Source organism: Shewanella scandinavica, from assembly GCF_031932065.1.
GTDB classification, from domain to species: Bacteria; Pseudomonadota; Gammaproteobacteria; order Enterobacterales; family Shewanellaceae; genus Shewanella; species Shewanella baltica.
On record NZ_JAUOES010000001.1, the window covers coordinates 37,966 to 50,992 of the forward strand.

13 protein-coding genes are annotated in these 13,027 nt (G+C 45.5%); all 13 read right to left on the reverse strand.

The genetic code is table 11. The features are described 5' to 3' along the window. Positions 1–62: 62 nt before the first annotated feature. The 13 genes from flgL to Q4Q50_RS00260 all read right to left on the reverse strand — a co-directional run bounded on the left by flgL (position 63) and on the right by Q4Q50_RS00260 (position 12,980). The gene (flgL, locus tag Q4Q50_RS00200; RefSeq protein ID WP_311897832.1) at positions 63–1,274 is read right to left on the reverse strand and encodes a flagellar hook-associated protein FlgL; all 1,212 of its coding nucleotides are present in this window, start codon (positions 1,272–1,274) and stop codon (positions 63–65) included. Between the two features lie 11 nt (positions 1,275–1,285). Next, entirely contained in the window at positions 1,286–3,211 is a 1,926-nt protein-coding gene (flgK, locus tag Q4Q50_RS00205) for a flagellar hook-associated protein FlgK (RefSeq protein ID WP_311897833.1), read from the reverse strand. A 40-nt stretch (positions 3,212–3,251) separates the two neighbouring features. Continuing rightward, complete coding sequence (flgJ, locus tag Q4Q50_RS00210; RefSeq protein ID WP_311897834.1) at positions 3,252–4,394, reverse strand: flagellar assembly peptidoglycan hydrolase FlgJ; 1,143 nt, start codon at positions 4,392–4,394, stop codon at positions 3,252–3,254. A gap of 17 nt (positions 4,395–4,411) precedes the next feature. Next, complete coding sequence (locus Q4Q50_RS00215; protein WP_006082420.1) at positions 4,412–5,503, reverse strand: flagellar basal body P-ring protein FlgI; 1,092 nt, start codon at positions 5,501–5,503, stop codon at positions 4,412–4,414. An 11-nt stretch (positions 5,504–5,514) separates the two neighbouring features. After that, a complete protein-coding gene (gene flgH, locus Q4Q50_RS00220) occupies positions 5,515–6,189 on the reverse strand; it encodes a flagellar basal body L-ring protein FlgH (protein ID WP_006082421.1) in 675 nt (224 codons plus the stop codon). A gap of 11 nt (positions 6,190–6,200) precedes the next feature. Beyond that, the gene (gene flgG, locus Q4Q50_RS00225; protein ID WP_006085642.1) at positions 6,201–6,989 is read right to left on the reverse strand and encodes a flagellar basal-body rod protein FlgG; all 789 of its coding nucleotides are present in this window, start codon (positions 6,987–6,989) and stop codon (positions 6,201–6,203) included. A 10-nt stretch (positions 6,990–6,999) separates the two neighbouring features. Further along, positions 7,000–7,743, reverse strand: coding sequence for a flagellar basal-body rod protein FlgF (flgF, locus tag Q4Q50_RS00230; protein WP_126491503.1), 744 nt, complete (start codon positions 7,741–7,743; stop codon positions 7,000–7,002). A 172-nt stretch (positions 7,744–7,915) separates the two neighbouring features. Next, complete coding sequence (gene flgE, locus Q4Q50_RS00235; protein WP_311890017.1) at positions 7,916–9,277, reverse strand: flagellar hook protein FlgE; 1,362 nt, start codon at positions 9,275–9,277, stop codon at positions 7,916–7,918. Between the two features lie 81 nt (positions 9,278–9,358). After that, positions 9,359–10,129 carry a flagellar hook assembly protein FlgD gene (gene flgD, locus Q4Q50_RS00240; protein ID WP_259528076.1) on the reverse strand — a complete coding sequence of 257 codons (771 nt, stop codon included), beginning with the start codon at positions 10,127–10,129 and terminating at the stop codon, positions 9,359–9,361. 24 nt (positions 10,130–10,153) lie between these two features. Next, positions 10,154–10,570, reverse strand: coding sequence for a flagellar basal body rod protein FlgC (gene flgC / locus Q4Q50_RS00245; protein WP_006085646.1), 417 nt, complete (start codon positions 10,568–10,570; stop codon positions 10,154–10,156). Positions 10,571–10,572: 2 nt separating this feature from the next. Next, on the reverse strand, positions 10,573–10,977 hold the full coding sequence (gene flgB / locus Q4Q50_RS00250) for a flagellar basal body rod protein FlgB (protein WP_011847319.1): 405 nt from the start codon (positions 10,975–10,977) through the stop codon (positions 10,573–10,575). A 143-nt stretch (positions 10,978–11,120) separates the two neighbouring features. Further along, positions 11,121–11,960, reverse strand: a complete 840-nt coding sequence (locus Q4Q50_RS00255) for a CheR family methyltransferase (protein ID WP_006082430.1) — start codon at positions 11,958–11,960, stop codon at positions 11,121–11,123. Between the two features lie 99 nt (positions 11,961–12,059). Then, positions 12,060–12,980, reverse strand: a complete 921-nt coding sequence (locus tag Q4Q50_RS00260; protein WP_006082431.1) for a chemotaxis protein CheV — start codon at positions 12,978–12,980, stop codon at positions 12,060–12,062. Between the last annotated feature and the right edge of the window lie 47 nt (positions 12,981–13,027).

Here is a 13,027-nt window from a genome sequence, read left to right on the forward strand (position 1 = left end):
GCTTGGAGCTTGGCTAAATTTTTAACAATTTATCTTACAGATGGATAGGTACTTGCTTTCTGTTAAATAAAGTCGAACAGGGAAACAGAACCCACCTTACTAAACACGTTAGAGACTGCGTTCAATGCAAGCTGCTGCTTTTCAAATTCCGTAATCGCTGATGCATAATCGAGATCTTCCAAGAGTGATAGTGCTGAAGTGTTCACCACTTTCTCCTCGGTATGAGTCTCTGTGTAACTTTCGACAACTTTCAGATTATTCCCCGCCACACTTCTGGCAGAACTAATTTGATTGACGCCACTATCAACGTTATTCAATATCTGTGCCAACTGCGCTCGCCCTTGGGGAGTGTTGGCAGAATTAGGATCTTCAATTAATGCAATCGCACTACTGATCGTATCGAAAATACTGACTTCGGCCTGCGGCTCCATGGTGAAACTATCGCCAGCGCTGGGTTTTCCATCAATTTTAACGTCTATACCATTAAAACTAACGGGATTGGTTGCATCAAAATTAGCAACGTTTGCGACGGGATTATTGGCAGAATCGAGCACTTGTAAGTTAGTACCACCGGCACCATTATCAGTGAAGTTAAACGTATATGAATCAGCCACATAAGTTGCTGCATCAGCAATTTTTGCCGTTTTAACGCTAAACTCACCCTGCTGGCTGGCCAAATAATTGACGCTATAATCACCAAGTCCATTGGGGGCTTTCATAAACGCGCTATCGCCAGGGATGTTTGTCCCCATGGCCACACCGGTTTGCACTAAACTATTTCTGACGCCAGAATCACCGCTATACACAATTTTAGGCGGCGTCGAGTTATCAAAAGCAAAAGGTTCTTTATCGGTACTGAAACCGGAGAACATATAATTGCCAGATTCATCCTTACTATTCGCAATAGAAAGCAACTCTTCCAAGCTGCCTTTCATCTCATCGGCAATCATTTGCCGCTCAGTTTCAGATAGTGTGCCGTTTATCGCGCGCATAACTTGCTCACGCATCGAGCCGGTTAAATCTTCAGCACTACCGAGTTTACTTTCCGTAACGGCAAGACGATTCGTTGCATAATCAATGTTCTTAATGAACTGATCGACGAGTGCATTTTTCTGATTCAGATTATCGATACCCTGTGACGCCACAGGATCGTCACCAGCAGTGTTGACTTTCTTACCACTACTCAATTGGTCAAGAATTTTGCTGGTCGCCGTTTGCTTTTGCAGCACACTGGTAATGCTTTGATTAAAGAGCTGCGCGGATGATAATCGCATAGTTAAATCTCCTAACGCACTGAGGATAATAAGGTGTCAAAAATCTGCTGTGCGGTCGTCATGATCCGCGCAGAGGCTTGATAAGCTTGTTGAAAACGCATTAAATTTGCGGCTTCTTCATCTAAATTCACGCCCGACTCACTCTCTACTCGCGCATAAGCTTGCTGATACACGGCCTCTGCCGAACCTGTACGCACTTCGGCCGCTTTCGTTTTACTGCCGATGTCAAGCTTAGTGTTCTCGAACACATCCGCTAAGGTCGATTTACCATTATTCATCACTTTACTTTCGCTCAATTTGGCCATAGCGACAGCATTGGAGTTATCGCCCTCGGCGAAGGATAAATCGAAGGTAAATCTGTCATTACCCGCTGCAGCTGTGCTGTCAACTTCAAAGGTAAAACCAAAGGCGCTGATACTCGGTGGGGTATAAGTTGTAGCAGCCCCAAGTGATGTTCCTGCGGCATCGAATGCTTCATAGGTTGGAGGTACAGCAGTAGTGTCGAGCTTTATCGTCAACTCACTGCCCGTCACAGGGAAATTTGCGGCATTGCGATTGCCAATTTGAGTCAACTTAACTTGAGTATTACCCGAGTTAGCGGCATCAGCGGTAATCTTTGGGGATGCGGCGGCAATGCCTTTAGGGTCTTTCATGACCACTTCAATGCCATTTGAGGCGCCCGCTGTTGGGCGAATGGCAAAACGATCCCCCGACGCCATTGCGCCTGCTTTTATGTCGATTGAAAATCCAGCACCACCCGATAACGTCGAGCCAGTTAACGTCAGCGGTGTTATCCCCCCCGTTTCCGTATCTCTCAACTCATAAGTTGCAGGTGCGGTAAATGACAGCTCGTAGGCACCGCCAGTTAATAAACTGGTGTCATCTATGGTAACGCCTAACGTTGCATTACCCGCATTATCAGAAAAACCTGCCACACGGCCCAAGGACATCATAGGATCGTTGATATCTTTAAAGATATTGGCACCGACTTGCCCATTGAGGTCAATGCCTTGCGCTTGCATTTTGTTGAAGTTATCCGCCACGCCCAACGCTAATTGATCAAGCTCATGACCCGCGGGAATTAACGTCTGATCACGATAATCAAACATGGCTCCTAGCTGACCGCCAAGTTTACTTGGGTCAACTGTAACGCTTTGCGAGCCAATACTTGAGTTAAGCTGTAACTCTTTGGGAAATGGGTTACCCGCTTGAGTCCCCATACTCATGGCAATCTCACCGGCAACCAGCATCACAGAGCCACCGAGCATAATACTCTTCGCGCCATTTTCTTGCGGGATGACATTCACTTGGGCGTACTGGCTCAGCTCTTGAACGAGTGCATCTTGCTTATCGAGCAACTGCGCATCTTGATTCGGCGACTTCATCAGCTCTAGATTTAAATTGGCGAGTTCTGTACCTATCTCATTAATACGTTTAGTCATGCCAGTTATCTGGTCATTAGTCTGATCGAGCTGGCCATTCAAATAAGACTGCATCTGATTCAGGCTGCTGGCAACTTGCTGCGCATTCGTTATGGTTGAGCTGCGGATGCCCAAATCGGCGGGTAAGTCCGCCACGCTATTCAGCCCTGCAAACAGGCTATTTAAGCTTTGTGGCACCACTTTGCCTATCTGAGAAAACAGTTGATCGAGTTCGCTCAATTTACCATAGCTGGCTTCGGCGGCACTGAGCGTTGTTTGGCCAATGCGCAACTCTCTTGCGGCATAGTCATTGTAGATTCGCTTAACGTCATTTACGTAAGTTCCTGTGCCATAGAAGCTATTGCCTAAACGCTGTGATTCTAGAGTCGACTGAGTTGCCACTTGTCTGTGGTAACCCGCGGTATTGGCGTTAGCAATGTTATTACTGGTGACACCCAGTTGCGACTGGGAGGCAAGCACCCCAGTTCGCGCAATATTCAGCAGATCAACGGCCATTAGTTGACACTCCTATGAACAAACAAGGTTGTAAGGTTCATCATTTGTCTTCTCCTGGCAGAATTGATTTCAGCTCTTCACTGATGGACTGCATCACTTTAATGACTTTTTCAGCATATCGAGGATCTGTGGCATAACCCGCATCCTGTAAAGCTCGAATGAACTGAGTTGGGGACGCTGCCACTTTCTTCGCATCTTGATAACGTTCGCCTTCGGCAATGAAGGACACAAAATCGTTGAAGCTATGCTCAAAGTCACTGTAAACACGGAAGTCAGCTTTTTGCTGCACTGCCACACCGTGTTCGAATTCTAAGGTGCTGACGTTCGCTTTATCGCCCTGCCAACGGCGATCAGCTTTAATATTGAATAGGTTATGGCTCGGTGCGCCATTATTGCCACGAACAATTTTTTGTCCCCAGCCGGTTTCAAGTGCCGATTGCGCCAACAATACTTCTGGTTGGGTACCTAATGCTTTTGCCGCTTTTTCAGCGTGTGGGTATAAGGTCGCCAAAAACTCTTCTCGGCTACCGAAACGGACTATCTTCTGGGTTTCCCTAAAGGCTGCCGTAGGCAAAACTTGGCCGCTAATCACAGGGTCGACGACAGAAAGTGACTGTTCGCTCCAGCTTGGCTTAGGTGTATCAATCGCCAGTAAACGATTAGGCGTATCAATGTCCATTGATGAGTTTGCATCCATGGCTCTATCGGGCTCAAATGCTGGTCGAGCAATTGCAGCGGGGACACCATGGTTAACAACTGTGGGTTCAACCGCTGGCGCCACTGCACTCTGCATTGGCACGTTAAGGGCTTTAGCATCATGGAGCATTTTCATACCGCCATCGTCGCGTAATACCGATGCTGGCGTGAAATGACTGGTTTCTGGGGAGAGTTGCTGCACCATCATATCGGCAAGGCCCAATACCCCTTTGTCAGATAAATCGACCGATAACTGCTGATCGCGCATCTGCTCGTAAAACTGAGTGTATTGGCTATTGAGAGGACTATCAGACTTAAAAACCGCATTGGCATCGCGCATACTTTTCATCAGCATTTGCACGAAAATACCTTCAAATTGTTGGGCGACCTTTTTCAAGGCGCCCTTCTCATCCTTCTGTGCCTGGGCGCGGAGTGAATCTAAGCCGCCCAGATCAAGAAAATGTGATGAACTTGAAAGCTTTTCCATGATTTTCCCGACAGAAATTAGATGATGATAAGTTCACCATGCAAAGCTCCTGCCACTTTTAACGCTTCCAGTATTGCTAACACATCAGAGGGGGCTGCACCGACCAAGTTAACCGCTCTAACCAGCTCATCCAGCGTAGTGCCTGGATTAAACATAAACATACGGCGGTCACTTTCTGTCGCTGTAATCGTACTATTGCTCGTGACAGTTGTTTGACCATTGGCCAAGGCGTTTGGCTGTGAAACCTGGGTTGCCTCAGCAATCGTGACTGTCATGCCGCCATGGGTAATCGCCGCAGGGAGTAAACGCACGTTTTGCCCAACCACTATGGTTCCAGTACGCGAGTTAACAATCACTTTGGCAGATTCTTCTGCGGGAATAACATCGAGGTTTTCAAGCGTAGCTAAAAAAGACACCCGTTGTGATACATCACGCGGAGCACTGACCTGCACAGATGTTGCGTCTAAAGGACGGGCCATATCAGGGCCTAATAGCTCATTAATCGCATCGGCCATCCGTTGTGCGGTAGAAAAATCAGAACGACGTAGGTTAAACGTCAAATAATCGCCGGTTGAAAACGGGGTTGCCACACTGCGCTCAACAATCGCGCCATTGGGTATACGGCCAACTGTTGGGGTATTTTGAATGACCTTTGAACCATCTAAACCATCGGCACTAAAACCACTGACTACTAAGCTGCCTTGCGCTATCGCATACACATTTCCGTCAACACCTTTCAAAAAGGTTTGCAATAAGGTGCCACCGCGTAAACTTTTGGCTTCGCCTAAGCTAGATACGGTGACGTCAAGATCTTGACCCGGTTTTATAAAGGCAGGCATGTCCGCATGTACGGCAACCACAGCAACGTTTTTAATCTTTGGTTTGACGTTGTCAGGAAGATTAATGCCGAAATTTTTCAACATGGTCATAAAGGTCTGTTCGGTATAACTGGTTTTCTCACCCGTTCCCGGCAAACCAACCACTAAGCCATAACCGATCAACTGGTTACTGCGTACGCCCTGCACATTGGCAATATCTTTAATTCGTTCAGCCTGACTAGGTAGAGAAAACACTAGTACGGCAACGGCTAACACCAGTTTATATTTCATGATACGACTCCTTAGAAGGGCCACCAGTCGCTCATAAAGAACTGGCTTAACCAGCCCACTTTTTGAGCATCTGCGAAAGTACCTGTGCCACTGTATTGAATACGGGCATTGGCCATTCGCGTTGAATCGATAGTGTTATCGGGTTTAATGTCCTGCGAGCGAACCAGACCTGTGACGCGAATAAACTCATCACCGTTGTTAATTGAGATCCATTTTTCGCCGCGGATCACTAAGCTGCCGTTGTTCAGCACTTGCATAACGTTTGCCGAGATGCTGCCATCTAAACTATTGCTCTGATCCGCATCCGATTCACGCTTAGTGTTCATGCTATCTTTATAACGTAAATCAATTGGCACTCCGCCAATGGATACATTACTGCCACCAGCGAAGATAGGATCTAAGCTCATGTCAGAACCTTTTTTGATCTGATTGCCTGCACTTTTCTTCGCTTGAGTCGACTCTTTCAAAACGATAGTGATAATGTCGCCAACTTTGTGAGCACGTATATCCGAATACAAGCTAGATGCTTGACTGTCTTGATAAATAGAGCCAGTCGCGGCAATTTTTGTCGGCGGTGCCTCTGGGTATACCGGCGCATAAAAGGGATCATCCGCAAGGGGTTTCTTTTGCGTCGAGCTACAGGCTGCAAGCAATAACGCGACGGCCAACACAAGATATCTAGCCATGATGTTTGCCTCTATAAATTCTGAGTCACGTAAGACAGCATCTGATCTACCGCTGAAATCACTTTGGAGTTCATCTCGTAAATGCGCTGACTTTCGATAAGGTTCACCAGTTCTTCGGTCACGTTAACGTTAGAGGTTTCTAAGGCGCCTTGGCGAATAGCTCCCATGCCATCTAACGAAGCAGTACCTTGAATTGGCGTGCCACTCGCACCGGTTTCCGTGTATAAGTTTTGCCCCATAGGATCCAGACCCGATGGATTAATAAAATCCGTCATTGTCAACTGACCCACAACTTGGTTCTCTGCAGTACCAGGGGTTTTCACTGAAACTTCACCCTCAGCGGAAACGGTAATACTGGTCGCATTGTCAGGAATCGTGATCGCGGGTTGCAACAAGTAGCCAGAACCTGGCGTCACAATCTGGCCCGTATCGTCTAAGGTAAACTGACCATTTCGGGTATAGGCTGCAGTACCATCAGGTAGCTGGATTTCAAAAAAGCCGGGGCCTTCAATCATCAGATCTAATGAGTTATCCGTAGTCAGCATGTTGCCTTGGGTAAACATTTTCTGCGTGGCGACGACTTTGGTACCCGCACCTATGTTTAACCCATTAGGTAACTTAGTGTTAGAAGCGCTGACACCGCCCGCTTGGTTAACTGTTTGGTAAAGCAAATCTTCAAATACTGCGCGACTTTTCTTGTAGCCCACAGTGCTGGCGTTCGCCACGTTGTTCGAGATCACCGCAATGTCAGTTTGCTGTGCGTCTAAGCCAGTTTTACTAATCCATAACGCCGGATGCATAATCTATCTCCTAACTAATACGCATTAATGAAGATGAAGCGCGATCATTCTCTTCCGCGGTTTTCATCATCTTGACTTGCAATTCAAACTGACGCTGAAGGTCAATCAAAGACACCATTTCATCGACAGGGTTAACGTTACTGCCTTCCACTGCGCCACTTTCAACTGCGACGAAAGGATCAGCTGGTGCTGGTTCTCCTGACATTTGTCGAAATAATCCATCTTCACCACGCATCATCTGCGCATTACCGGGATTAACGAGTTTCAAGCGACCAACTTCTTCCACCACTTCAGCGGTAGCGCCCTGAGGTCGCACAGAAATAATGCCATCCTGAGAAATTGAAACCTTCTCAATAGGGAGCGGCAACACTATGGGGCCCGCATCTCCCATAACAGGATTTCCCCTGTCATTGTGTAGTAAACCCGTAGAGTCGAAACTTAAACTGCCTGAGCGGGTATAGGCTTCACTGCCATCTTTTGCCTGCACGGCAAACCAGCCGTCGCCTTTAATGGCAACATCGAGATCTCGTCCAGTGGTTTTTATGGGACCAGAGCGAAAATTAGCTGACGGAGATTCTGTCATCGCAAATACCCTGGAAGGCAACCCTTCACCGAAGGCTTGCATTGAGCGAGCTTGTGCCATATCGGATTTAAAACCGTCGGTATTAGCATTGGCTAAGTTGTTCGCACGGAGCGCCAGCTCATTCATATTTTGCTTGGCGCCACTCATGGCGACATAAAGGAATTTGTCCACAGACTGCTCCGTCAAATTTTCTACATGACAATAGCAAAGCAAGCATCGTGCCAATAAAGTTGACGTTTAATTTACTGATAGAATTGAAGAATAAGGAAATGAAGTGAATTGATAGCAGGATAAAGGCTAAGTGTTGCCACTGGCGGCAACACTTAGTCAAACAATGTAATGATTAGCGGATTTGTAATACGGTTTGTTGCAGTGTGTTGTTCACTTCAAGGGTACGAGAGTTCGCTTGGAAGTTACGCTGCGCCGAAATCAAATCGACCAGTTCAGTGGTCAAATCGATATTCGATTGCTCTAACGCCGATGAACTTATGCTACCAAAAGTACCACTGTTTGCCTCACCAGCAAGAGCAGGGCCAGAATTCAAACTGGCTTTCCACGACGTATTACCCACTTGTGTTAAACCTTGTTCGTTAGCAAATCGAACCAAGGCAACCCGTGCTAAAGGCACAGTTGAACCGTTCGAGTAACTTGCAGTAATTAAACCATCAGCACCAATTTCAACGTTAGTTAAACGACCAACCGTCGTACCGTCTTGTGTTAACTCTGTTGCCGCAAAAGGAGCAGCATATTGCGTTGGTGCATTAAACTTAATTGTTAAGTCTTGAGTTCCATCCGCTCCAGCACCTAAAACGCCTGCACCACCCACACCTAAAGTCTCAGTCTTAACGACCGCTGGATCACTACCGGTATAGACACCAACAGAATTGAACTTAAGTACAGAGCCCTTCCAACCGCCGGTTGTTTGCGCTGTACCGGTTGAGTCAGGGTTACCATCGCCCGTAGTATCCGTTTGATAAGTACCAGCAGCACCAGCTAGATCGACTTGTTTACCATCAATAGCGTAATAAGCCACCCAATTGCTCTCTCCATTATAAGAGGCATCATTAGGCTTAACAAAATAGGTTGTCATGATATGTGGCTCACCGAGTGAGTCATACATTGTCATTGAAGTAACGTTATTGTATGTCTTAGGGTCTAGAGGATCGAATGCAGCAGGGTCAAGGGTACTTTCCTTAGCATTTAGATTCATTTGTAAACTGACATTTTCAGTTTTTACTGGGCTACCTGCAGTATCAGGGATCTGCACTGGTTTCGCTGTAGTCAAACTTACCGATGTCGAATTACCATCTTTATCCACAGGGAATGTCTGCAAAAAATTACCAGCAGAATCAACCATGTAGTTATTTGAATCGACTTTAAATGCCCCTGCTCGAGTAAATGAATGGTCAAGACTGCCTATTTCAGAAGCAGTGACAAAAAAACCACCACCTTTAATTGCCATATCGAGTGAATTACTTGTCAACTGTAAGCTGCCTTGATGGAATTGCTGGGCCACTTGACTCGTTGCAACACCACCACCGACAGCAGTTTTAGAATTTGAAAAGATAGAATTAGCGTAAACATCCGCAAATTCAGCACGCGACTCTTTAAAGCCAATGGTATTCGCATTCGCAATGTTGTTCGCCGTGGTGTTTAAATCTTTCTGTGCGGCAGAAATGCCACTCAATGCAATGTTAAACGACATAATTCACCTCTACTTTTGACTCTATTCAATTGCGGACAACTAACGCCCAATTCGGATTCTAAAAAATTATCTTGTATAAATTTAAGTTTCAGACACAGCTAACACATCGGTTAACTTGATCCCCATACCGCCTCTCAAGTTGAGAATGGCGCCAGTACTGGCCGTACCAAGAGAGACACTGGTCACATGGGCATAAGTTGAAACAGGCAGTTCTTGGGATTTTCCATCCACTAACCCACTCGCCTTAATCGTATAGTTGCCTGCGGTCACAGGTTTTCCATCTTTATCTAAACCATCCCAGTTCACATCGACATTGCCCCCCTTACTGCCATCAACTTTAAAGGTGGTCACAACTTGGCCTTTATCATCCTCAACACGTACAGTAATTTCAGGAATTTTAGCTGGCGTGCTAATCACACCTTTTATTGTTGGGCTTTCAGCTGAAATGTTACCTGTATCGGTTGGGATCAATACCTTACGACCAACAAGTCCTGATGCCTGCAATGCTTGGCTCGACGTCATAACACCGTTTAAATTAACGATTTCATTATTCAACTTAGTAATACCATCAACCGTCGAGAATGATGCCATCTGCGCAATCATTTGGTCGTTGTCGACGGGCTTAAAAGGGTCCTGCATCGATAACTGTTGGCTTAATAACGAGAAAAAGTCATCTTGAGTTAATTGTTGGCTTTTCGCTTCCGGTACTATCGAATCTTTTGGCAGTCGTATGCCATCAAGAAACGGATTACCCGTTGAACTGGTTGATGAGTTGGTCGTCACAGCATTTGATTGACTCTTATTTTGAGCCGTCTGCGCCGATGCTTGGTTAATTTGATTAATGAGGCTCACAGCTTACCTCCTAAGTAACACATGTTATTTACCCATCCCAAGTGTTTGTTGCAGCATAGACTTAGCTGCTTCAGCGACTTGAACATTCATTTGATATGAGCGCGAAGCAGAAATCATATCTGCCATTTCTTCCATGACATTAACATTCGGTTTATAAATAAAGCCGTCCGCATCCGCCATCGGATGATCGGGCGAGTATTCTTTTAGTAGTGGTTTATCACTTTCAACAATGCCTTTTACCGCCACACCTTGAGAGGCTTGTTGCTGACTTTGCGCTTTGGCCATTTCAGCTTCGAAAATAGGATGACGGGAACGATAGGTCTTATCTACGCTACTCGAGACGGAATCAGCGTTAGCTATGTTACTCGCAGTGGTGTTCAACCTGACCGATTGAGCCGACATTCCCGAGCCAGCAACATCAAATATGCTAAATAAACTCATGATTAATCCCCTCTCAGCGCTTTCTTCATGCCACTAAACTTACTGTCTAAAAAACCTAATGACATTTGATATTCAAGGGCATTTTGCATGAATGCCGATTGTTCCTGTTGGATATCAACGGTATTGCCATCACCGGTATCGGGTTGATTTGGCACGCGGAACTTAACAAATTGCCCCGTCAACTCAGCAAGTCCAAAATGCTTGTCTGTCTCTTGCATTTCAAGACTATTACGCTGCTGTTGTTGGCCACGGGCGGCCTGCATTGCCGCAGAAAAATCAACATCGCGGGCTTTATAATGTGGCGTATCGGCGTTAGCGATATTGCTCGAAATGACTTCAGCTCGCTGCGCTCTAATACCGAGAGTGTACTGATGCACACCCAGTGCATTATCAAAATTGATCGCCATAAAATTGCCTCCTCGTGTTACTCACGAAAACAAAGCAATTCATGTGCCAACATCAGGAGACAATGAAAATAACAATTAGGGTATGCTAGTGATGGGTAAAAAATTACCGACAAGTGTCGGTAATTTTCTTTAAAGCTGTAGACTTAAGTCTTTTTCTGGTAATAAATCCCTGGGTTACAACGGACCATATCAAACTCGTCCGTTAAACCAGCTATAGATTCGGAAGCACCAAGAAATAGAATACCTTTTGGATTAAGAGCGGCAGCGAATTGCCGCAAAATTTTTGCCTTTGCCTCAGGCGCAAAATAAATCAGCACATTGCGGCAAAAAATAATGTCGAACTTACCAAGTAAGCTATAACTTTCAAGCAGATTATGTGCTCTAAAGTTCACTAAACGCTTAACATTATCCTTTAACTTCATATTGCCTGAAGGCAAAGCATCAAAAAACTGACGCTTACGCTCTTCGGATAAACCGCGTGCTAATGCCAAGCTATCGTACTCAGCATTTTTGCAGCGTTCTAACATGGAAGGCGATAAATCCGTAGCTTGAATCGAAGCACTACCAGCAAGTGCACCAGGCTTCTTTTGTTGATACTCAAGAATCGTCATCGCCAGTGAATAGGGTTCTTGCCCAGACGAACACGCGGCCGACCAAATTTTAAGTGGACGACCCAAACGACTATACTCAGGTAACAAAACGTTATGCAATAACTCAAATGGATAACGATCACGGAACCACAGGGTTTCATTGGTCGTCATAGCATCAATCACTTCTGCCCGAAGCGCACGTTCCGTTGGCTTCATCGAATGCTTAACCACATCGGATAAGGATGGCAGGTTATATTTCCCCATTAAAGGAGCAAGACGACTGCGCACCAGATATTGCTTATTTTCACCCAGTACGATGCCGCTGTGTTGCTCTAAGAACAACCTAAATTGATTATATTCAGCCTCAGCGAGTGATTTATTTGGCACATTCACATCCTAAATCCTATTGCAAGCACCAAAATCAGTGCGAAACCATCATGTTATAAAGTCGAGATTATAGCGTAAAGCGTATCTAGGTACTAACTACTGCACTTACAAACTTAAGTGTTTATTCACGGCAGCAGCCAGTTCGTCGGGATTAAACTTAGCGATAAAGTCATTGGCCCCCACTTTTTGAACCATTGCCTGATTGAATACACCACTTAATGACGTATGCAGTACCACTTTAATATGCTTGAGCTTAGGATCGTCTCGGATCTCAGCGGTCAAGGTATAGCCATCCATTTCAGGCATCTCAATGTCTGAGATAATGAGAGGGATTTCATCGGCAACATTGTCCATTTCTTTGGCGATTTCTTTAAGCTTATCTAACGCTTCTCGACCATCTTTTGCGGTATCAATTTGTAAGTTCAATGACTCGAGTGAACGAATAATTTGCTTACGCGCCACGGCAGAATCATCGATAACCATAATATGGTAATGCTGGGTTCTGTCGAGGGTCAGCTTTTCATTGGCTTCTTCACTGATAGCGGTTTTAACCGGTGAAATCTCATCTAAGATTTTTTCTACATCGAGAATTTCAACCAATTCACCTTCAATCTCAGTTACAGCCGTCAGATAAGAATAACGACCGGCACCTTGCGGCGGAGGCATAATCGCTTCCCAATTCATGTTGATAATCCGCTCAACAGAACTGACCAAGAAGCCTTGAACGCTACGGTTATATTCAGAAATAATGATGAAACAGTTTTCAGTACTCGCTAAAGGTCTACCACCTGTTGCCGCACTCAGATCAATAACTGAAATAGTCGTACCGCGAATATGCGCGACACCTTTAACATAAGGATTAAGTTTAGGCAAAGTTGTCAGTGGCGGGCACTGCAGTACTTCTTTCACCTTAAACACGTTAATCCCAAACCGTTGACGACCGTTTAATTTAAAAAGCAGCAATTCTAAACGGTTTTGACCAACGAGCTGGGTTCGTTTGTTGACTGAATCAAGAATACTCGACATAACTCTGCCTTGTTGTTCTGTTTATGTACGGCCCTATGACTCGTTTG